Origin of the sequence: Achromobacter sp. F4_2707 (genome assembly GCF_047501535.1) — a bacterium.
GTDB lineage: Bacteria > Pseudomonadota > Gammaproteobacteria > Burkholderiales > Burkholderiaceae_B > Yanghanlia.
In genome coordinates this window covers 53,285-73,051 of sequence record NZ_JAZDRJ010000013.1, presented here as the reverse complement: position 1 = coordinate 73,051, position 19,767 = coordinate 53,285, and the positions used below count along the sequence as shown (strand labels likewise).

Annotated in this window: 20 protein-coding genes; 11 read left to right on the top strand and 9 right to left on the bottom strand. The window is 57.9% G+C overall.

From position 1 onward, the window contains the following. Positions 1-43: 43 nt before the first annotated feature. From VRY85_RS13120 to VRY85_RS13100, 5 genes are read left to right on the top strand one after another with little or no spacing between them, the layout of a single operon-like run. Positions 44-709, top strand: a complete 666-nt coding sequence (locus VRY85_RS13120; RefSeq protein ID WP_414599050.1) for a 3-oxoacid CoA-transferase subunit A — start codon at positions 44-46, stop codon at positions 707-709. Further along, positions 702-1,343, top strand: a complete 642-nt coding sequence (locus tag VRY85_RS13115) for a 3-oxoacid CoA-transferase subunit B (protein ID WP_414599049.1) — start codon at positions 702-704, stop codon at positions 1,341-1,343. The genes VRY85_RS13120 and VRY85_RS13115 overlap by 8 nt, the downstream gene beginning before the upstream one ends. 54 nt (positions 1,344-1,397) lie before the next feature. Next, positions 1,398-2,354, top strand: a complete 957-nt coding sequence (locus tag VRY85_RS13110) for a tripartite tricarboxylate transporter substrate binding protein (RefSeq protein ID WP_414599048.1) — start codon at positions 1,398-1,400, stop codon at positions 2,352-2,354. Positions 2,355-2,411: 57 nt separating this feature from the next. Next, complete coding sequence (locus VRY85_RS13105; RefSeq protein ID WP_414599047.1) at positions 2,412-2,816, top strand: Zn-ribbon domain-containing OB-fold protein; 405 nt, start codon at positions 2,412-2,414, stop codon at positions 2,814-2,816. Continuing rightward, positions 2,813-3,970, top strand: a complete 1,158-nt coding sequence (locus tag VRY85_RS13100; protein ID WP_414599046.1) for a thiolase — start codon at positions 2,813-2,815, stop codon at positions 3,968-3,970. Before VRY85_RS13105 ends, VRY85_RS13100 begins: the two co-directional genes overlap by 4 nt. Before the next feature lie 73 nt (positions 3,971-4,043). Here the strand turns inward: VRY85_RS13100 and VRY85_RS13095 are convergent, their stop codons facing one another. The 3 genes from VRY85_RS13095 to VRY85_RS13085 form a co-directional block, all read right to left on the bottom strand. Then, a complete protein-coding gene (locus VRY85_RS13095) occupies positions 4,044-4,973 on the bottom strand; it encodes a LysR family transcriptional regulator (protein WP_414599045.1) in 930 nt (309 codons plus the stop codon). A 214-nt stretch (positions 4,974-5,187) separates the two neighbouring features. Further along, complete coding sequence (locus VRY85_RS13090) at positions 5,188-5,979, bottom strand: crotonase/enoyl-CoA hydratase family protein (protein ID WP_414599044.1); 792 nt, start codon at positions 5,977-5,979, stop codon at positions 5,188-5,190. A gap of 122 nt (positions 5,980-6,101) precedes the next feature. Then, on the bottom strand, positions 6,102-6,476 hold the full coding sequence (locus VRY85_RS13085) for a tautomerase family protein (protein ID WP_414599043.1): 375 nt from the start codon (positions 6,474-6,476) through the stop codon (positions 6,102-6,104). Between the two features lie 236 nt (positions 6,477-6,712). On the opposite strand from VRY85_RS13085, the gene VRY85_RS13080 reads away from it, so the two are divergent. Both VRY85_RS13080 and VRY85_RS13075 read left to right on the top strand, forming a co-directional pair. Next, positions 6,713-7,387 carry a class I SAM-dependent methyltransferase gene (locus tag VRY85_RS13080; RefSeq protein ID WP_414599042.1) on the top strand — a complete coding sequence of 225 codons (675 nt, stop codon included), beginning with the start codon at positions 6,713-6,715 and terminating at the stop codon, positions 7,385-7,387. 69 nt (positions 7,388-7,456) lie between these two features. Then, on the top strand, positions 7,457-7,861 hold the full coding sequence (locus tag VRY85_RS13075) for a hypothetical protein (protein ID WP_414599041.1): 405 nt from the start codon (positions 7,457-7,459) through the stop codon (positions 7,859-7,861). Between the two features lie 17 nt (positions 7,862-7,878). Here VRY85_RS13075 and panB read toward each other — a convergent pair whose 3' ends face one another. Then, positions 7,879-8,700 (bottom strand): 3-methyl-2-oxobutanoate hydroxymethyltransferase, encoded by an 822-nt coding sequence (gene panB / locus VRY85_RS13070; RefSeq protein ID WP_414599040.1) that lies wholly within the window; start codon positions 8,698-8,700, stop codon positions 7,879-7,881. A 114-nt stretch (positions 8,701-8,814) separates the two neighbouring features. Between panB and VRY85_RS13065 the strand changes: the two genes are divergently transcribed. Further along, the gene (locus VRY85_RS13065; RefSeq protein ID WP_414599039.1) at positions 8,815-9,432 is read left to right on the top strand and encodes an exopolysaccharide biosynthesis protein; all 618 of its coding nucleotides are present in this window, start codon (positions 8,815-8,817) and stop codon (positions 9,430-9,432) included. 22 nt (positions 9,433-9,454) lie between these two features. Next, positions 9,455-10,318, top strand: coding sequence for a zinc-dependent peptidase (locus tag VRY85_RS13060; RefSeq protein ID WP_414599038.1), 864 nt, complete (start codon positions 9,455-9,457; stop codon positions 10,316-10,318). Between the two features lie 13 nt (positions 10,319-10,331). On the opposite strand, the gene VRY85_RS13055 is transcribed toward VRY85_RS13060, so the two are convergent. The 3 genes from VRY85_RS13055 to VRY85_RS13045 form a co-directional block, all read right to left on the bottom strand. Continuing rightward, positions 10,332-10,655, bottom strand: a complete 324-nt coding sequence (locus tag VRY85_RS13055) for a branched-chain amino acid transporter permease (protein WP_414599037.1) — start codon at positions 10,653-10,655, stop codon at positions 10,332-10,334. Between the two features lies 1 nt (position 10,656). Next, positions 10,657-11,346 carry an AzlC family ABC transporter permease gene (locus VRY85_RS13050; protein WP_414599036.1) on the bottom strand — a complete coding sequence of 230 codons (690 nt, stop codon included), beginning with the start codon at positions 11,344-11,346 and terminating at the stop codon, positions 10,657-10,659. Positions 11,347-11,431: 85 nt separating this feature from the next. After that, complete coding sequence (locus tag VRY85_RS13045; RefSeq protein WP_414599035.1) at positions 11,432-12,631, bottom strand: GGDEF domain-containing protein; 1,200 nt, start codon at positions 12,629-12,631, stop codon at positions 11,432-11,434. A gap of 41 nt (positions 12,632-12,672) precedes the next feature. Here VRY85_RS13045 and VRY85_RS13040 point away from each other — a divergent pair, with 41 nt between their 5' ends. Further along, the gene (locus VRY85_RS13040; protein WP_414599034.1) at positions 12,673-13,137 is read left to right on the top strand and encodes a hypothetical protein; all 465 of its coding nucleotides are present in this window, start codon (positions 12,673-12,675) and stop codon (positions 13,135-13,137) included. A gap of 12 nt (positions 13,138-13,149) precedes the next feature. On the opposite strand, the gene ppc is transcribed toward VRY85_RS13040, so the two are convergent. After that, on the bottom strand, positions 13,150-16,077 hold the full coding sequence (ppc, locus tag VRY85_RS13035) for a phosphoenolpyruvate carboxylase (RefSeq protein WP_414599033.1): 2,928 nt from the start codon (positions 16,075-16,077) through the stop codon (positions 13,150-13,152). 153 nt (positions 16,078-16,230) lie between these two features. Between ppc and ilvD the strand changes: the two genes are divergently transcribed. Beyond that, entirely contained in the window at positions 16,231-18,108 is a 1,878-nt protein-coding gene (gene ilvD / locus VRY85_RS13030) for a dihydroxy-acid dehydratase (RefSeq protein ID WP_414599032.1), read from the top strand. Positions 18,109-18,144: 36 nt separating this feature from the next. Here the strand turns inward: ilvD and VRY85_RS13025 are convergent, their stop codons facing one another. Next, positions 18,145-19,755 carry an HD domain-containing phosphohydrolase gene (locus VRY85_RS13025; protein ID WP_414599031.1) on the bottom strand — a complete coding sequence of 537 codons (1,611 nt, stop codon included), beginning with the start codon at positions 19,753-19,755 and terminating at the stop codon, positions 18,145-18,147. Positions 19,756-19,767 lie beyond the last annotated feature (12 nt).

The window sequence follows — 19,767 nt, the reverse complement described above, 5'->3', positions numbered from 1 at the left end:
CGGGGTCAAGCCAGACAGATTCATGTTCAGCTGAGAGGAGACAATGCAAAAAATATATGAATCAGCAGACGAAGCCGTGAGCTTCGTCGAGGATGGCGCCACCATTTTGGTGAGCGGTTTTGGCGATATCGGCTTGCCGTTCGAACTGCTGCATGCCTTGGCGCGCACCAAGGTGAAGGGCCTCACCATCGTGTCCAACAATGCCGGGACGGGAGAACTCGGCCTTTCCAGGTTATTCAAGAACCGGCAGGTGTCAAAGTTGATTGCCTCTTTTCCATCACAGCCGGACTCCTTGCATTACTACGATGCCTACGAAGAAGGCGGGGTGGAGCTCGAATTGGTGCCTCAGGGAACGTTGGCAGAGCGTATCCGGGCCGGCGGAGCCGGCCTGGCGGGCTTTTTTACACCCACAGGCTATGGCACAGAATTGGCCCAGGGCAAGGAAACACGCGAGGTCAATGGCAAAGGCTATGTCTACGAAGAAGCATTGACGGGTGACTTTGCTTTTATCAGAGCGCATCTTGCCGATGCCTACGGCAACCTCAGATACCGGCTGGCCAGCCGGACTTTCAATCCCATCATGGCGATGGCTGCCCGCAACACGATAGCCGAAGTCGGAACAATCGTTCCTGTCGGCGATATCGGGCCTGACGATGTTCATACGCCGGGTGTTTTTGTGGATCGGATCGTGGAGATCGGAAATGAGTAAGGGTTGGTCAGACGAAGCGCTGGCGCGACGCGTGGCGCTGGATTTGCCGCATGGCGCAGTCGTGAATCTGGGTATCGGCATGCCTGTTGGCGTTGCAGATCATGTGCCGGAAGGACGACTGGTCTTCTTCCACTCGGAAAACGGCATCATCGGCATGGGGCCGGCCCCGCAGAAGGGCTTTGAAGACCCGGACATTGTTAATGCCGCCAAGCAGCGCGCCACATTGATCCCGGGCGCCTCCATTGTTCATCACGCGGATTCGTTTTCTCTGATACGCGGCGGGAGGTTGGATTTCTCTATCTTGGGAGCGCTTCAGGTGGCGCCAAACGGCGATATCGCCAATTGGAAGGTGCCGGGACAAAAAGGCGGGGGTGGCGTAGGAGGCGCCATGGACCTTGCCGTTGGAGCGAAGAAAGTGGTTGTCATGATGCGCCACCAGGATAAAAAAGGCCGGCCCAAGCTGGTTGAGCAGTGCTCTTTTTCGTTGACGGCGGTAAAGACTGTGGCGCTGGTGTACACGGAACTGGGCGTGTTTGAGTGTGCGGGAGATCACTTCTTGGTCAGGGAGTGTGCGCCGGGTATCGGGCAGGATGAACTGCGATCCCGGACAGGAGCGAGGCTGGAGTTTGGCTGATAAAGCCTCGGAGTTGAATTAAACAAATCAATAGAACTACAGAAGGAGACAAACATGAAAATCAGAAATATTTTCGCAGCGCTTTGCCTTTTCTCGTCTGTGTCGGCAGCCGCAGCGTTTCCCGACAGGCCTATTAATTTGGTCGTGCCGTATCCCCCGGGCGGGGCGGTGGACCCCATTGCCAGGCTTTATGCTGAAAAAATATCGGATAACTGGGGTGTGCCCGTTGTGGTGCTGAATCGCCCGGGAGCAGGTACCACCATCGGCATGAATCAAGTGGCCCGGGCAGAACCGGACGGCCACACTGTCATTCTTGCGACCGCCAGTATCACGAGTAACGCGCCGCTATACAAGACATTACCCTACGACACGCTTAAGGATTTCACCTATCTCAGCATGGCGGGGATCATTCCCTTGGCTATTGCGGCCAATCCCAACACGCCGGTAAATACGCTGGATGAACTGGTGAGCACACTTAAGGAAAAGCCGGGCAGCCTGAGTTGGTCGTCGTCGGGCAATGGCAGCATTATTCATCTGGGCGGTGAGCTTTTTGAATCGCTGGCCGGCGTAGACATGATGCATGTTCCCTATAAGGGTAGCGGTCCCTCCGTCATGGCGGGAGTGGCAGGCGAAGTGGATATGTCGTTTGATTCGGTCTTCCTGATGCGTCCGCAGGCCGAGGCGGGCAAACTGAAATTCATCGCTGTGGCAAGCCAGGAACGGGTGGCCTCATTGCCGGACGTTCCGGCTATCGCAGAAAAATATCCAGGCTATTTCGTGACATCGTGGGTGGGCTTCATGGGGCCAGCCAATATGCCCAAGGAAGCCACCGAAGCGTGGGCTAAGGAAATCGCGCGGATTTCCGCTCTACCTGAGATCAAGGACAAGCTCGGCACCATGGGGGTCGAAGCAACTTCCAACACGCCTGAAGCGTTTTCGGCCTTTGTTGAGAGCGAGATCAAGAAATGGGAAAAAGTGATGGCCGAGGCCAATATTCCTCAGCTTGAGTAATCGTTTGTGCAGTGGGCCGGGTCGTTCCGGCCTGCATCAACACTTCTAGGAGAGACAATGTCCCCAAGTACCGAAATGGCTGCGACGGTACTGCCGCAGCAAGAGTATTTCGCGCATTTGGCGGCGGGCCGGTTCATGATTCAGCGGTCGCGCAGCAGTGGCGAATATGTGTTTTACCCCCGTGTGGCCGCGCCGCGTACGGGCGCCCTTGACCTTGAATGGGTGCAGGCGTCTGGCCGTGGCACTGTCTATGCCACTACCGTGATGCGTGTGCGCCCCCCGGCGCAGCCTTACAACGTTTGCCTGGTCGAGCTGGAAGAAGGGCCGCGCATGATGAGCCGCGTCGAAGGCATAGACCCTCAGGATGTACGGGTAGGCATGCCTGTACAGGCGCGCATTTCCCAGGATTCCGACGGTCAGCCGCTGGTGGTCTTTGATGTTCGAGTGCAGGAGCAGGAATGAGTATTGAGCATTTTCCCCGCGGCAAGACTGCCATAGTTTCTTCTGCAACCTATGGCATGGGCGAGGCGCCAGGGCTGTCATCGTTGGATCTCGCTGTGCGGGCCAGCGTTCAGGCGTTATCCAATGTGGGCTTGACTCCCGCCGATGTCGACGGGCTGTTCATCGCTTTGCCCGACGATTTTCTTTCCGGCTTGAGCTTTACTGAATATCTGGGAATTTCGCCGCGTCTGACTGACAACAATCGGACGGGCGGGTCGGCGTTTCTGACACACGCCATTCATGCAGCCTTGGCTTTGGACGCAGGCTTGTGCGATGTCGCCTTGATTGCTTACGGCAGCAATCAGCGCAGCGCTGCGGGTAAGCTGGTGAGCTCAATGCGGCCTTCGCCTTACGAAGGGCCTTATAAGCTGGCGCGCCCGTTAGGTGCTTATGCGCTGGCGGCCTCACGTTATGCGGCACAGTATGGGTTAACAAAGGAACAGCTTGGCGCGGTGGCCATGGCCGCGCGTCAGTGGGCGGCCAAGAACCCGGATGCTTTCATGCGTGACCCGCTCACCATGGATGAATACCTGGCTTCGCGCATGGTGGCGGACCCCTTCTCGGTGCGCGACTGCTGCCTGGTCACAGATGGCGCTGCGGCTGTGGTGATGACGCGGGCAGACCGCGCTCGCGATCTTGCCGATCGGCCGGCTTATCTGCTGGGGGGCGCGCAGGCCGCTTGGCACAAGGACATCACCAATATGCCTGATCTCACCGTTACAGCCGCATCGCTCAGCGGGCCGCGTGCCATCAGCCAGGCGGGAGTGAAACCGGCAGACATTGATGTCGTCGAACTGTATGACGCCTTTACGCTGAATACCATTCTGTTCCTCGAAGACCTGGGCTTTTGTGCCAAGGGTGAGGGCGCGGCTTTTGTGGAGAATGGGCGTATTGCGCCCGGTGGCCAATTGCCGGTGAATACCAATGGTGGTGGCTTGTCCTGCGTGCATCCGGGCATGTATGGCTTATTCACCATGGTCGAGGCCGCTCAGCAACTGGCTGGCAGCGCAGGTGACCGTCAAGTGGCTAATGCCAAGCTGGCGCTGGCGCACGGTAACGGTGGAGAACTATCGAGCCAAGCGACCCTGGTGCTGGGCAGCGCCGATACACTTTAAGCCAGTGTTCCCGCTTGCTCGTAGAGCCGCCTTGGCCGGCATGGTCAGGGCGTTTTGTGAGCAGCGGCGCAAGTCACTCGCCGGGGATCGTGGCAGGGTCGGGCTCGCGGTCTTGTGGAAATGCAGCTTGCGCCACGGCCTGAAAGTTGCGGATCAGCACGGTTTCATCATTTGGGCGCCAGGCCAGGGCGATAGCGATGGAAGCGCTGCTGGGGAAGTCGATAATCGTTTTCCAGGCAACTCTCTGGTTACTGCCCGATTGGCGGCTGACAGATGGCACGAGGGCAATGCCCAAACCGGCTTCCACCAGGCTTATTAGCGTAGCCACTTGCAGGGCTTCTTGTGTGATGCGAGGGGTGAACCCGTGCGCCTCGCAGGCGTGTAACGCAGCCATGCGCAAGCCGTGCGCTTCGTGGGCATAGAAAATGAAATCCTGATTGCGCAGGTCTGCCATGCGCACGTGGGTGACGCTGGCCAATGCGTGATTGCGCGGTACGGCCAGTATGAGGTTTTCAGTTTGCAGGGTTTGCATATGCAGTTGGCTGCGACTGGGCACGGGTGTGCGCAAAATGCCGATGTCTAATGTGCCATTTGCAAGCGCATCGATAATCTGCACCGAGCGTGATTCGCGCAGTATCAGTTGTACGCCGGGGTAGCGCTGGCGGAAAAGGGGTACGACAATCGGCAAAATGCTGTGTGTGGCGGAACCCACGAAACCAATGCTCAGCACCCCTCGTTCGCCTTTGGTGGCCGCCCGGGCCGATTGCACGAACTCTCCTGCATGGAACAGGGCGCGCCGTGCATCTTGTAAGGCGGCTTCGCCACTTTTGGTCAGGCGCACGCCGTTTTTGCCGCGATGGAAAAGCTCAACCCCAAGTTCCGTTTCCAGCTTGCGTATGGAAACAGACAGGGGCGGCTGCGACATATGGAGCTTTTCCGCCGCTTTGCGGAAGTTCAGCGTCTCGGCGAGCACAACAAACTGACGCAGATGGCGAAAATCCATGGCAAGGGCCTATACAGAAAAAGTATCAACTAAAACAAAGCCATATTAGGTGTTTGAATCAACATCGTAAATACGGTTTGCTTCAGTCCGCAGCAAAAGCTTGTCAGCGCAGTGCACCCAAGCTGTGCGGCAGCAGCCGCTGAAGATACGGATATCCTCTCACCCGAGATGCGTGGGGAACCGCGCTGTTGGGTAAGAGGAGGCCCAGGGACGCTTATTTTTTGTCGCGCTTAGATGCCATGAACGCTTCAACCGCTTCAGCATGCTGAGGCGATTTGTGGGCAATGGCTTGGAAGGCAGCACACATTTCTAGGTGGGAATCCAAGCGGGTGAATGGCGATTCGCGCAACAGGCGTTTAGCCATGCGTACGCTTTCTGGGGGATTGACCGCAATGCGGGCCGCCAGGCTGCGGGCTTCTTCCATAAGGGACTCGGCCGGGACGACGCGCGAGACAATGCCCCACTCCAGCGCTTGTTGCGCGCTGAAGGTATCGCCAGTGAGCGCCAGTTCGGCGGCTCGAGAAGGGCCGACCAGGCGCGGCAGGAACCAAGCGCCGCCGTCGCCCGGAATGATGCCCAGCTTGACAAAGCTTTCCGCCATTTTGGCGTTTTCGCTGGCGATGCGGATATCGCACATGCAGGCCAGATCAAAACCCGCGCCAATGGCGTGACCATTGATTGCTGCAATAGTGGGCACTTCAAGATTATGCAGTGCCAAGGGCAGGCGCTGGATGCCTTCGCGATATTCGTGGCGCAGAACGGCGCTGTTGAACTCGGGGCGTAACTGGCGTTCCATTTCGTCGATGCTGCCACCCGATGAAAACACCGAGCCCTTGGCGGTGATGATGACAACACGAGCGGTATGTTCAGTCTGAATGCGATGGAAGGCGTCCAGGAAAGCGTCTACCAGCCCGCTGCCGGTTAGTGCATTGCGGGTGGGCGGGTAGTCCATCGTCAGCGTGACGATGCCCTGTTCGTCTTGTTCAAAATGCAGAATGTCGGTCATTGCGTCCTCTTTTTATCAAACCTTGGGGCAGCATAGGGGCTGTGCCTGATTCACACTAATATTATTTATTTGTTATCTGATACGTATTGTGTATCGTCGTGCCAATCAGGGAAGGGTGCGGGTTAGCGCCCGGCAGCCAGTGCAGATATGCCGCCGGCGACACCCATGTCTGATTTAGGAATGTCCCGAATGACGACTCTGACATCGTCGATCGACACGCCAAGGCTGGCGCTGGCTGCTTCGCACAACGCCGCAATGAGCCCCGCTTTCAGCTCGACGGTGCGGCCTTCTATCAGATAGACAAGGTAGAGCACCTGAGGCGCACCAACTTGCCCGGCAACGATGACATGATCGGCTTCATGCTCCTGGAGCAAGACTCGCACGCTGGGCAGCGGGGCGTTGAGCGCTGTGACAACCGCTTGTGTGGACTGCTCCAGTAAGGCGCGTTTCTGGGCGGCGGAATGGCCGGTGTTCAGGTGGGCGGTCAGAATAGGCATGTTGGTGTTCCTCCGTATGGGGTGGCAGCGTATTGGGTTGTTGGAAAGGGAAATATACGCGAATCACAACGAGAACCTGAGGGCTCAGCCTGTTCAGGTCGGAACACGTATGACGCCTACAGGGGCTGATTGGCCTTTTTATCACTTATGGCGGATACTAAAGAAGTGTTTGTTTTTTAAGGATTTTCCCTAAATTGGACAACCCTCTTTGTAGTCACCCCGGTTTTGAAACGCGTATGCAGCGCATAACCATTCCCGGCGGTGAAGAATTGTTGATCCGGTCGTTGCTTGACCGCCAGCAATATTACGACCCCACAGGGGCCGCTGAACGGTTGGGCATCTGTTCTGCATCATGGCCATTGTTCGGGCTTGTGTGGCCCTCTAGCATTTATATGGCGCAAAAACTGTTGCAGCGGCCCGTTACGCCGGTTGAACGCATACTGGAAATCGGCTGCGGGCTCGCTCTACCCACGCTAGCGGGGCGCCGACAGGGGGCAACCATCACCGCCAGCGATCGCCACCCTTTTACCCGCCGTTTTCTGGAACATAACGCGGGCCTTAACGACATTACCACCATCAAGTATCGCCACGGGCAGTGGGGCGAGGCGGGAGAAGTCTGCATCAACGACGCGGGAGCTGAGCCGCTTTCCGCCCGTTACGATCTCATTCTGGGCAGCGACCTGCTTTATGATCGCGATGCGCCGGCGCAACTGGCCGACTTCATTGATGACCACGCTAAAGCCCAGGCTGAAATCTGGATCATCGACCCCGATCGGGGGCATCGGCCTGCGTTTACCCGCCAAATGGCCACGTATGGTTTTGAACTGGTTGAGCAGGAACGCATTGAAGAGGTCACCATGAACGATGGTGGCATGGCTTACAAAGGGCGTTTGTTGCGTTACATGCGGTAGATGTGCGCTGGTAAGGCAGGCGTGCCTGTGCGATGATTGCGCAGCGTGCCGCCTACCGGGAGCCTACCCATGTTTTTTTCCCTGCTTTTTGCCACATTCTTTATTGCGCTGGCTGTTTCTGTCGCCGTTGTAAAAGCGTTCAGCCGCCCCGTCCGGGGCATTCTTGACCGCATCATCGACGACAGCATTAGTGCTGCCTGGCATCGTTACATTACGTTTGCTGCGTTGGTGGTGGGCGTATCAGGCGGTGTGCGCATTTATTCGCTGGAACGCTATATTCAGCCCGAACGCCTGCCGGAAGGCGGGGGGCAGCCCTTGGTGTTGACCGCCGAGCGATGGACGCTGGAAATTTATCGCACCGTCATCGAATGCTTGCAAAGCATGGCTTGGATGTACTTGGTGGTGTTTTTATTCGCCCTGATCGCTTACGTGATCGTGCGCATCGCGGAACGACGCAGCGGCAAAGCGCAATAAAAACACCTGGCCCGCCCTTACTTCTTTACGCCGAAGCAGTGTTCCAGGCTCGGGAATCGGCCTTCTCGAACATCGTCGGCATACTGCTGTGCAGCGTTGCTGATGACTGAACCGACGTCGGCGAACTGCTTGGCAAACTTGGGAATGCGGGAACCACTGAGGCCAAGAATATCTTCCGTGACAAGAATCTGCCCGTCGCAGGCGGGCGAGGCGCCAATGCCTATGGTGGGAATGGATAGCGTTTCGGTGATGCGGCGCCCCAGTGCTTCGGTAATGCCTTCCAGAACCACGGCGAATGCGCCGGCTTCCTGGTGGGCCAAGGCGTCTTCAACAATGCGTTCGGCGACTTCTTCGCTGAAACCCTGCGCCTTGAAGCCGCCCATAACGTTCATGTATTGGGGCATCAGGCCCACATGGGCCAGTACCGGGATGCCGCGCTCGACCATAAAGCGTGTGGTGGGCGCCAGAGCCGCCGGGCCTTCGATCTTCACCGCCTGAACACCGCTGCCTGCCACCATGGCCACCGCGTTCCTGAATGCGGCTTCAGGCGATTCTTGGTAACTGCCAAAAGGCATGTCCACCACCACACAAACCCGCTGAGTGGCATTCACTACTGCCTTAGCATGGGCCGTGAGCATTTCAGCAGTAATGGAAAGGGTGTCGGGCATGCCATAGCCGACCATGGCGGTCGAGTCGCCCACGAGTATCATGTCAAGGTGGGCGTCCAGCAAGCGGGCGATCGGCGCACTGTAGGCGGTCAGGGCTGCAAGCTTCTTTTGCCCTTTGTAAGCGGTCAGTTGGGGGACGCTGATACGGCGCACTTCTGCGTGTACACTCACTTTCTTTCTCCAAGTCAGGCTTAAAAGCCGGTAATCTGGCGTTATAGCATGGGGTTCCACCATCAGATGTCGAGCCTCGGGCTTGTGACGCAGACAGTCGGCACAAGGACAATCATGCGATTCGACGACACTACGGTTTCGCTCAGCGACACTCTAACGCGTACGATTAATAGCATACAGGGCGAAACCGTAACGCTGCGGGAACTGGTGGCTGCGATTGGCGAGCAGGGGATGCTGTTGTTGTGTGCGCTTGCGGCCCTGCCTTTCTTGATTCCGGTCTCCATACCAGGCGTATCCACCGTGTTTGGCGCCGCAATCGTGCTGCTGGCAGTGGCGATTACGCTGAATCGTTCACCGTGGCTGCCCGATCGTATTCTGGATCGTGAACTCGATGCCGCCAAGCTGCTGCCTGCGCTGCGCAAAGGCGTAAAGCTGGTGTCGCGCATCGACGCCTGGGTGCGGCCGCGTGCATTAAGCCTGACTGCCGGTCGCATGGCGGTCGTGAATGGGTGTGTGCTGGTATTTGGCGGCCTTCTGCTCATGGCGCCATTCGGTTTAATTCCGTTTTCCAATACCGCACCTGCGATAGGCATCCTGCTGTTATCCATCGGCATGATCCAGCGCGATGGCGTGTTCGTGCTGTTGGGCTACCTGGGCACGGTGCTGACCGTCGTCTACTTCAGTGTGTTGTTATTCGCGGCCTTCTGGGCGGGCAGCACGCTGCTTAGCTAAAGGGCGGTAGGGCGGTGCGGCGATGTTTAGATGGTTGATGGGCAAAGGAGCGCGGCCTGCGCGCGTTAAGCGTGAGCTGGCGACGATCGACCCAGACCAATGGGCCGCAACCTTGGCGCAGCACTATTTTCTGACGGGTTTGAGTCCCCAGGAAGAAGCCGCCTTGTTTCAGCGTGTGGGGTGGTTGCTGGCCAGTAAAAGTTTTATTGGCGCTCAGGGGCTGTCCATCACCCCCGAAATACTGTTATCTATTGCGGCGCAAGCCGCTTTGCCCATTATCAATCTGGACCCGGCCGTTTATGAAGGGTGGACGGAAATCATCATTTATCCGGGCGGTTTTCTCATACCCCGGTCTGAAATGGATGAAAGCGGCGTGGTGCACGAATACATGCAGGAAGCGGCGGGCGAAGCCTGGGAAGGCGGGCCGGTCATTCTTTCGTGGGAAGACTGCGGCCCCGGCCAGGGACCCGATATCAACGTTGTGATTCATGAGTTCGCCCACAAGCTGGACCTCTATCACAGCGAGGCCGATGGCATACCCTGGCTGGGGCAGCATGGGCCGCAGCTAACGCCCCGTATGTGGGGGCAGACGCTGGACGCGGTTTTCGACGACTTTTGCAGCAGGCTGGATGAGGTCGAGGCAGCCATTCCCCCTGATGTTGACCCCGAATCCGATGCCGCAGAGCCTTGGTATCAGACTTTGCCGTTGGACCCGTACGCGGCAACCGATAAGGCAGAGTTCTTCGCCGTCAGTTCAGAAGCTTTTTTTGTGAACCCCGCACCGCTGGCTGGCGCTTATCCCGATTGGTACGCTTTGCTCAGTCACTATTACCGCCAAGACCCTTTGCGTAGATTAAGCGCCGGCGCAATACAGCCCTCACCGTAGATGGGTGACGGCGTCAGTGCCAGTTGCGCAGCAATACATACAGGGCTGTGCCAAGCACAATACTCAGCAAGGGGTTGCGGCTGCGCCATTGCAGCAGGCAGGTCAGGGCAATGGATAACAGTTCAGGCCAGGGCCCGGTGGCATGTTCACGGGCTGCGCTGCCGGCTGAGTGCACCAATAACAAGGCCATAATGGCCAGTGGCAGAAAGCGCCCCAGGTGCTGAATAACAGGTGAACGGCGCAGCCAATGCGCGCTAAGAAAGGGCAGGGCACGCAAAGCGAAGGTAACCGCGCCCATGGCGGCAATCACTGCCAACAAGTAAGAGATATCGTTCATCTCAGCGTTTCTCCTTCTTGTAGGCGATGACGCCCACGGCGATGCTTAGCGTAATCGCCAACACCAGCGCATGTTTAGGCGCAATGGCTGCCGCCACCGCGTAGGACACTATGGCGGTCCAAAGCGGCAAGGGGCTGCTGCGTGCCCGCCACTGTTCAACGGTGAGAACGGCAAATAAGGAGCACAGAACGAAATCCAGCCCGTCTAAGGGGATTTTGGCTTGGGAGCCGATCACAGCACCCAGTAAGGTGCCTAGCACCCACCAACCCTGATTCAGTAGCGCTAACAGTGTCATCCGGCTTGCAGGCGTGCCGGCCGGTAAGGTTGTTAGAACGGAATACGTTTCATCCGTCAGGGCGAAGGCGGTGTACCAGCGTAGTACAAACTTCCGGGGAAAGGTCTCAAGCAGCGACAAGCCATAGAAAATATGCCGCAGGTTGACTAGCAATGTGGCTAACGCGATGGTGCTGACCGGCATGCCCGCCGCCACCATGGGCACCATCATGTACTGTGCGGCGCCCGCATAGACCACCAGGCTGGTGAGCACGGCCATAAACCAGCTGGCTCCGGCTTGTACGAACAGAAAACCGAATACCATGCCTAGCGGGATATAACCCATGGCAACGGGCATGGTGAGGTTGAAAATCGACAGGGGAGGGGGGGATGCGACGGAGTGCTGCGACGAAGGCATAGTGCTGCAAAAAGGCTGAAAAAGAGAGTGCCCGCCAAAATAGCCGGCGGGCAATCAGTATGATACCGCAGTCGTCTCTAGCGGTTTAAACCCCAACAACGCAGTTGCGCGAGATTTTCTTGGCTTCGTACAGGCGGTTATCTGCCCGCATGGCTGCGCCTTCGAAGTGTTCACCGGGCTGGAAAGAGGCGACACCAATGCTCACTGTGTAGTTGATGGTTTCTCCATCATAGTTATTGATCGACGATGCTTCTGTCTGGGCCCGGATATTTTCTGCGATTGCCATCGCAGCTGCTTTATCGGTGTTGACCAGGACGGCGACGAATTCCTCGCCACCGTAGCGGGCTGCCAGGTCGTTAGGCCTGAGGGAGCGCCTCAGGATGCTGGCGAAATTGCGCAGCACATCATCGCCAAAAGCGTGGCCATGGTTATCGTTAATGCGTTTGAAATGGTCCAGATCCATCATGAGCAGGGCGCGCGGGGCGTCTGGCTCGCGGGTGGTGAGCTGTTCCATGGTGCGTGCCAGGGCACCCCGGTTGAGCAGGCTGGTGAGCGGGTCATGCGTGGCTTCACGATACAAGCGCAGCATCAGCCCCAACTGAAAATAGTTGGCGGTAATGGAAATGCTTAGCAGTGCCGCCAGCAGCCAGATGGCTTGCAGGCCTTCGGCGGTGAAAAGCACACCGGCGATATGCAGTGCATACGCTTCCAGCAGGATGAGCCCGCCCCCCAATATTGCGGATTCGCTCAGGGTGAAGGGAAAGATGGCCAGCATAGCCACCAGCATGTAGGGAATAAAGTTGTAGCCGATCAGGGATGTGGTTTCGTCTGAAACCGAGAACAGCACCACAGCGTAAAAGGCGGCCGGTGTGACAAGTATCAGGCCCGCCGAGAGTCTCGCCAGTTGTAAACGTGCTTTGCTGTAGTACGCCAGCAGAATGATGAGCGCCAGGGCCGCCAGCATAACCAGCCGCGACACCAGAGCCGCACCGAGACTGCCGGCAGGCAGCATCAGCCAGTCCACCAGAGCCCAGAAAGGCAGTAGAGCCAAGAATACGAGGCCCACTATCACAACACGGTTGCGTAGATAGTCTCCGCGCGCATACGCAAAATCGCGTGAGTGCGAGTGGCTTGAAAAGGTATCACGTAGTGAACTCAGGCTCATTTTAATCATGCTTAAAAGGCCGGTCAGCACGGATTGCAGTTCAGGCATCTTCATGAAAGCAGTCAGATAGGTAAACGTTTCATCCTTGCATGGCACGGCACATGCTGGGTTGATATTCATCAAGTCCGCATGGACGATGTGTCAACCCAGGAGTTTATGCTATGAACAAAATCCCCACTTTAATTTTTGCAAGTGTGGCCGCGATGGCGTTGGCAGGGTGCGGGAGCTCCCCCGATAGTCGTGAGCTGACTCAGAAAACGGTTGAGTATGAGTGTGGGCCGGGCGGCGAGCAGCCTTTAACGGTTCAGTACACCTTCCATGGGGAAGAAGCGCAGTCGGCGCGCATTGTTTACATGAATCAGGCTGTGGACATGGTGCGTGTGACCGTGGGCCATGCCGATAGGGCGGGTAACACCTTCCGTGGAGCAGGCTACACCTGGACCACCGGCGCGTTTGATATTGATGATGTAGACGACGTGGATGGCGATATGTTGACGCAGGACGCCCCGGCAGGCACCGTACCGGCAAGCCAATACGGTTCAGTGACCGACCGTTATGCGGGTACGCACGGCGCCCAGACCAGAGTGGTCGGCACCGTGCTGTTGCGTGATTGCCGCGTTAGCTAGCTTGTATGCCGCTCAACCTGAGTTGCGCAGCCCTGCGGCAATACCGTTAATCGTCATGTGAATGGCGCGCTGGCTTTGGCTTTCTGCGTCATGCTCATTGAACTCTTTCGGGCCGCACTTGCGGTGGCGTTGCAGAAGCTCCACTTGCAGGTGGTTGAGCGGGTCAATATAGGCAAAGCGTTCCAGCAGCGCGGCCGCCAGTTGCGGGTCGCGTTCCAGCAAATCATGGCCGCTGACTTTGCGGAACATCGTCAAGGTTGTGTGGAACTCATCTTCCATACTTTGGAAGATGGTTTCGCGTAGACGTTTGTCGGCCACCAGCAGGGAATAGCGGCGAGCGATGGTGAGGTCGGTTTTGGCCAGAACCTGCTCCATATTGGACAACAGGCTGCGGAAGAACGGCCATTCGCGCGCCATTTCCTGCAGCTGTTCCAGGCGCGCCTCTGCTGAGGCCGGCGCGCCGTCGCACCCTTCGTCCACATAGCGTTTCAGGGCCGTGCCGACGCCGTACCAGCCAGTCAGCATGAGCCGGCATTGCGCCCAAGAAAAGCCCCACGGAATGGCGCGCAGGTCTTCAATGCGTTGCGTGGATTTGCGTGCAGCCGGGCGCGAGCCGATATTTAATTCTGCAATCTCGCTGATGGGGGTTGCGGCGAAAAAGTATTCGGTGAATCCCGGTGTGCCGTATACAAGGTCGCGGTACGCAGCCTCAGCTTGCTCCGACATCCAGTTCATGGCGCTGAAGTATTTATCCAACCGCTCATTTTCTATGCGGGCAGCTTCGGCTGCAGGGGTCAGACTGGCCTCCAATGTGGCGGCGACAATGTTTTCCAGGTGCCAGCGGCCGACTTCGGCATCCTTGTATTTGCCCTGAATCACTTCGCCCTGTTCGGTGAGGCGGATTTGCCCGTTCACCGTGCCGGGTGGCTGGGCAATGATGGCTTCGAAGCTGGGGCCGCCGCCTCGTGCCACGGAACCGCCCCGGCCATGAAAGAGCCGTAAACGCGTATTGCGCTTCTGGAACACCTTGACCAGTTCGCGCTCGGCGCAATACAGCGACCAGTTAGAAGTGAGGTAGCCGCCATCCTTGTTGCTGTCTGAATAGCCCAGCATGACTTCCTGAATACCCGCCTGGACACCGCGCACGCGTTGCTTGACTTCGGGAAGGTCGAGCCAGCCCGCCATGATTTCTGCGGCCCGTTCCAAATCAGGAATAGTCTCGAACAAAGGGACAACCATTAAACCTGCCGCCAATTTGGCTTGGCGTACTTCCGCTGCGTTAGCGGGCGCCGGCTGAGAAGGGTCGAAATGCTGGGCATCGGGGCGCAGCAAGCCGGTTTCCTGTTGTAGAACCAGCACTTCCAGCAGATCGCTCAGGGTTTCGGTATGCGAAATAATGGTCTGTTCGATGGCGCGCGGGCCGAAGCGGGCGCGGCATCGGGCGGCCATTCTCAGAATAGCCAGTTCCTTGTCTGTTTCTTCGGAATACGTCAGCCATGGCGAATACAGGGGGCGGTTTTGGGCCAGTTCGCCGCGCAATAGTTCGATGCGCTGTTCTTCGCCCAGCTCCAGATAGCGCACAGGCTGGCCATTGTGCTTGACGCCGGCGGCAGAGAACAGCTCATCCAGCACGCGTTCGTGGACATCCGAACTTTGGCGCATATCGAGCGTCGCCAGATGGAAGCCGAATACGCGCAGTGCTTGGCGCAGTTCGCCCAAGCGCAGGTGGGCGATGGCTGTGCCATGATTATTCTGCAGAGAATCAGCGATGACGGCGAGATCGGCGTCGAACTCTTCGGGGCCGGAATAAGGCTCCGCCTCGTAGGTTGGGCGGGTCAGCAACGGGCGTTGCAATATGCCTTGTGCCGTGGCCACCAGGCGGGCATAGATATGGATGCAGGCCCGGCGGTAGGGTTCGTCGATGCGGTGTAAGGAGGTGTCGCGGCTTTCAAGGGCAAGCTCCTCCAGGGCGGCATCGATGTTCACCAGGTTGCGCGACATGGAAAGTTCCGTGCCCAGCGCCTTGACCTCATCAAGGTAGTAGCGGAACGCGTGGGTTGCCTGGCGGGTGAGCGCCAGTTCCAGGGTTTCGGCATTGACATTGGGGTTGCCGTCGCGGTCGCCGCCAATCCAACTGCCAGTTGTCAGAAAGGGCGGTAGTAGTGCAGGGCGGCTTTGCAGGGCGTCTTTGCCTTCAGCCTCCAACAGGGTGGCCAAATCTTGGTAAAGCCGCGGAATCGCCTTCAGGAAGGTATGCTCGTAATAGCCAAGGGCGTTGTCGATTTCATCCAGCACGGTGAGCTTCTGTTGGCGCAGCATGCGGGTTTGCCAGAGCGTGGCGATCAGGCCGGTCAGCCGCTGGCGGCTGCGCAGCGTTTCGCTTGGGGTCTGGATATCGTCATTATGCTGAAGCTGGCGGGCGATTTCACGGTGCACATCCAACGTGCTTTTGCGCTGGACTTCCGTGGGGTGGGCGGTCAGCACGGGCACAATGCTCATTTCGTCCAAGGCGCGCAAAATGGCGCGTGGCTCGACGCCGCGTTCTGTCAGAAAGTTCAGCGCATCGCCCAGGCTGCCATGCATGGGCGTAGCTTCGTTCAGTTCGTGTTCGCGCTGGCGGCGGTTCTGTTCGCGATCTTCCGCGATATTCGACAGGTGCAGAAAGTAGCTGAATGCGCGCGCTACAGAGTTGACCTGCGCATCATCGAGCTGCTGAATGGAGCTTTCTAGCACCGGTTCTTGAGTCACATCACCTTCCCTGCGGAAAGTCACGGCCGCCCGACGCAGTTTTTCGATGGTGTCGTAGATTGCCTTGCCATCGCTTTCCCGTATGACTTCGCCCAGTGCTTTGCCCAACAACCGGATGTCTTGCCGTAAAGCGCTATGGGGGGATGCTACTTTCTGCGTCGTGCTCACTATTGCTCCTCTTTTTAGGGTCATAACAGGGTATGACCTTGTGTTGCGATGGGGTGAGAAAGAAATCTTCGCTGATGAAGATTATCATTGTGGGCTCAAAAGGACGCTTTGAATTTCCCGAGGGGGCGATTCACGTTTGACGCATCCGTGATTTTTGAATCCTTAACAGAGAGAAAAATGCCGCAATACCGATCACGCACATCCACGCATGGCCGCAATATGGCCGGCGCCCGCGCTCTGTGGCGCGCTACGGGCATGAACGATGAAGATTTCGAAAAGCCTATTATCGCCGTTGTGAACTCGTTCACTCAATTTGTGCCAGGGCATGTGCACCTCAAAGATCTCGGCCAGCTAGTGGCCCGTCAGATCGAGGCAGCGGGCGGCGTAGCAAAAGAATTCAATACCATCGCCATTGATGACGGTATTGCCATGGGCCATGGCGGCATGCTGTATTCGCTGCCTTCGCGTGAACTCATCGCCGATTCCGTGGAATACATGGTTAACGGCCACTGCGCCGATGCCATGGTGTGCATTTCCAACTGCGACAAAATCACGCCGGGGATGCTGATGGCGGCCATGCGGCTGAATATCCCGGTGGTCTTCGTCTCGGGCGGCCCCATGGAGGCCGGCAAGGTGGTCGACCCCAACACCCGCATGGTGGTGCAAAAGCTCGACTTGGTGGATGCCATGGTCAAGGCGGCCGACCCGAATGTGACGGACGAAGAAGCTGCCGAAGCGGAGCGTAATGCCTGCCCGACCTGCGGTTCCTGTTCCGGTATGTTTACGGCCAACTCCATGAACTGCCTGGTGGAAGCGCTGGGCCTGGCCCTGCCGGGTAATGGCACGGTGCTGGCCACCCACGCCCGCCGTAAAACCTTGTTTGAAGACGCGGGCAAGAAGATTGTTGAACTGTGCCGCCAGTACTACGAACAGGACGACGCTTCGGTTCTGCCTCGCAATATTGCCACCTTCAAGGCATTTGAAAATGCTATGACGCTGGATATCGCCATGGGCGGCTCGACCAATACTGTGTTGCACCTGCTGGCTGCCGCTCAGGAGGCCGAGGTCGATTTCACCATGTCGGACATTGATCGCCTGTCGCGCCGGGTTCCTTGCCTGAGCAAGCTGGCGCCCGCTACAGACAAATATCATATTGAAGACGTGCATCGCGCAGGCGGTATTCTGGGGATTCTGGCCGAACTGGCACGCGCCGATCTGCTGCACCTGGATGTGGGCAACATTGCTTGCGGCACGCTGGGCAAGGCCATCGAAACCTGGGACGTCATGAATCCTCAAGTGTCTGAGGAAGTGCGGCAGTTCTTCAAAACGGCGCCCGGCAACGTGCGCAGCAAGGAGGCGTTCAGCCAGAACACCTACTATGCCGAACTGGATTTGGATCGTCAGAATGGCTGCATTCGCTCGGTGGAGCACGCCTATTCACAAGACGGCGGTCTGGCGGTGCTGTATGGCAACTTGGCAGAGAACGGCTGCATCGTGAAGACGGCGGGGGTGGACGAGAGCATTCTTACCTTTACCGGCACGGCACGCGTGTTTGAAAGCCAGGAAGATGCGGTAGACGGCATTCTGGGCGATGTGGTGAAGGCGGGCGATGTGGTCATCATCCGCTACGAAGGCCCCAAGGGTGGCCCCGGCATGCAGGAAATGCTGTACCCCACGTCCTACCTGAAGTCCAAAGGCCTGGGGGCCTCTTCGGCACTGTTAACTGATGGCCGCTTCTCGGGTGGTTCTTCCGGTCTGGTTATCGGCCATGCGTCACCAGAGGCCGCTGAAGGCGGCAACATTGCGCTGGTGCGTGATGGCGACCGTATCGAGATCGACATCCCCAATCGTCGCATCCACCTGGCGATCTCCGATACCGAACTGGCCGAACGTCGCGCCGAAATGGAAGCGCGTGGCGACAAGGCGTGGAAGCCGGAAAATCGCGAACGTGTGGTCTCGCAGGCCTTAATGGCTTACGCGGCGCTGGCGACTTCTGCTGACCGCGGTGCCGTGCGGGACCTCTCTCAACTGCGTGGCCCGGCAACCCAGCGTTAAGCTATAGCGGAGTTGAAACCGCGCACGCCGTGTTCTTCAGAGCAAGGCGTGCGCCGGTAACCGGTATGGGTTGGAGTCGATGACATCCATTTGTTCGGGTAGCAAATGGCTTCGAGCGTAAGTGTCCCAGACGCGCTCGGCGATGAACAGATCGTAAAGATCGGGGTCAATGTGGCCGTTGGTGGCCATATTCTTCAGAATCGACAGCGCTTGTGACAGCTTCATGGGCGGCTTGTAGGGTCGGTCGCCGGCGGTTAGTGCTTCAAACACATCGGCAATTGCCATCATGCGTGCAGGCCACGACATCTGTTCCCTGTGCAGCCCGCGCGGGTAGCCGGTGCCATTAATTTTTTCGTGATGGCCGCCTGCATATTCCGGCACCCGTGCCAGGTGTTTGGGGAAGGGCAAGCCTTCCAGCATCTGAATGGTGACATTGATGTGGTCGTTGATACGTTCACGCTCGGCCCCACTGAGGGTGCCGCGAGAAATACACAGCATGTCGGCCTCTTCTTCACTGAGCAGTGGCTGTTCAACCCCCAGGTGGTCTTGCCAAGTCAGGGCGGCAATGCGGCGCACACGCGCTTGATCGTCGGGGCACATGAACTCGCTGCCCGTATTGGCTCGTTCCAGAAAAGCGCAATCTTCACGCAGCTCGGTAATGCGAGCCTCAAGGGCCTGCCGTGCGGCAGGGTCGGGGTTGTCTGCGTAACACAGGCGAGTCTGGGAGATCAGGGCCGCAAAACGGACTTTCACGGATTCAATACGGTCACACAAGGCGTGCAGCTTGGTGGACTTGTCCAGCAGTGAGTCAGGTGTGCTCAGCTTGCCACAGTCATGTAGCCAGGCGGCTACATGCAATTCATACCAGTCGTTTTCATCCAGATTGAAATCTTTCAGTGGCCCTTCCTGTGCGCGGCAGGCCGCTTGCGCCAGGAGTTCCGTGAGGACGGGCACGCGCTGGCAATGGCCGGAAGTATGGGTTGACTTGGCATCAATGGCTTGCGCGATGGCTTTGACAAAGGCGTCCAGCAGGTCGCGGTGCGCTTGCAGCAGCTTCTGGTTGTCGAGCGTGATGGCGGCGCTGGAAGCCAGCGCGGCGGCAATGGGCTCCAGCCAAGGCGCAAACGGTATGGTTTCCCCAGTGTCGGCGGACTTGGCGTTGATCAACTTCAAGACGCCGATAACGTCGCCTGCATGGTTGATGAGCGGCAGGACCAGCAAAGATTGCGAATGGTAGCCTGATTGTTCGTCGAGTGCCTGTGCCCGGGAAAAGTCGAAACCCTCAATGGCATAGGAGTCTTTGATATTGAGGGGGTGGCCATGGTGATACACGAAGGCGCAGACGTTGCCGTAGTTCGGGCGGCCATCGGGAAAAATCAAGGGGATGCCCGGGAGTGCGACCGGCTGGCCGGATGTTCCGCCCAGCCTCAGGCCCAAGGCATCATTGCGTACCACTTCAAACTGCAAGATTGGGCGGCCTTCATGCTCTTGCGCGATGTACAGTGCCCCACCTTCCGCATGGGTGAGATCTTGCGCGGCCTCGATAATCTGCTCGTACAAACGGGTGATATTGCGTTCGCCGGACAGCGCCAGCACGATTTGTAGCAGACGCTGGAATGTTGCTTGATCGGGTGGGATCGGGGGCATGGTGGAGGAATC

What these genes read in the sequence shown, in the direction of transcription:
- VRY85_RS13120 (WP_414599050.1), top strand. Translation starts at nt 44, where the DNA reads ATGCAAAAAATATATGAATCAGCAGACGAAGCCGTGAGCTTCGTCGAG.
- VRY85_RS13115 (WP_414599049.1), top strand. Translation starts at nt 702, where the DNA reads ATGAGTAAGGGTTGGTCAGACGAAGCGCTGGCGCGACGCGTGGCGCTG.
- VRY85_RS13110 (WP_414599048.1), top strand. Translation starts at nt 1,398, where the DNA reads ATGAAAATCAGAAATATTTTCGCAGCGCTTTGCCTTTTCTCGTCTGTG.
- VRY85_RS13105 (WP_414599047.1), top strand. Translation starts at nt 2,412, where the DNA reads ATGTCCCCAAGTACCGAAATGGCTGCGACGGTACTGCCGCAGCAAGAG.
- VRY85_RS13100 (WP_414599046.1), top strand. Translation starts at nt 2,813, where the DNA reads ATGAGTATTGAGCATTTTCCCCGCGGCAAGACTGCCATAGTTTCTTCT.
- VRY85_RS13095 (WP_414599045.1), bottom strand. Translation starts at nt 4,973, where the DNA reads ATGGATTTTCGCCATCTGCGTCAGTTTGTTGTGCTCGCCGAGACGCTG.
- VRY85_RS13090 (WP_414599044.1), bottom strand. Translation starts at nt 5,979, where the DNA reads ATGACCGACATTCTGCATTTTGAACAAGACGAACAGGGCATCGTCACG.
- VRY85_RS13085 (WP_414599043.1), bottom strand. Translation starts at nt 6,476, where the DNA reads ATGCCTATTCTGACCGCCCACCTGAACACCGGCCATTCCGCCGCCCAG.
- VRY85_RS13080 (WP_414599042.1), top strand. Translation starts at nt 6,713, where the DNA reads ATGCAGCGCATAACCATTCCCGGCGGTGAAGAATTGTTGATCCGGTCG.
- VRY85_RS13075 (WP_414599041.1), top strand. Translation starts at nt 7,457, where the DNA reads ATGTTTTTTTCCCTGCTTTTTGCCACATTCTTTATTGCGCTGGCTGTT.
- VRY85_RS13065 (WP_414599039.1), top strand. Translation starts at nt 8,815, where the DNA reads ATGCGATTCGACGACACTACGGTTTCGCTCAGCGACACTCTAACGCGT.
- VRY85_RS13060 (WP_414599038.1), top strand. Translation starts at nt 9,455, where the DNA reads ATGTTTAGATGGTTGATGGGCAAAGGAGCGCGGCCTGCGCGCGTTAAG.
- VRY85_RS13055 (WP_414599037.1), bottom strand. Translation starts at nt 10,655, where the DNA reads ATGAACGATATCTCTTACTTGTTGGCAGTGATTGCCGCCATGGGCGCG.
- VRY85_RS13050 (WP_414599036.1), bottom strand. Translation starts at nt 11,346, where the DNA reads ATGCCTTCGTCGCAGCACTCCGTCGCATCCCCCCCTCCCCTGTCGATT.
- VRY85_RS13045 (WP_414599035.1), bottom strand. Translation starts at nt 12,631, where the DNA reads ATGAATATCAACCCAGCATGTGCCGTGCCATGCAAGGATGAAACGTTT.
- VRY85_RS13040 (WP_414599034.1), top strand. Translation starts at nt 12,673, where the DNA reads ATGAACAAAATCCCCACTTTAATTTTTGCAAGTGTGGCCGCGATGGCG.
- ppc (WP_414599033.1), bottom strand. Translation starts at nt 16,077, where the DNA reads ATGACCCTAAAAAGAGGAGCAATAGTGAGCACGACGCAGAAAGTAGCA.
- ilvD (WP_414599032.1), top strand. Translation starts at nt 16,231, where the DNA reads ATGCCGCAATACCGATCACGCACATCCACGCATGGCCGCAATATGGCC.
- VRY85_RS13025 (WP_414599031.1), bottom strand. Translation starts at nt 19,755, where the DNA reads ATGCCCCCGATCCCACCCGATCAAGCAACATTCCAGCGTCTGCTACAA.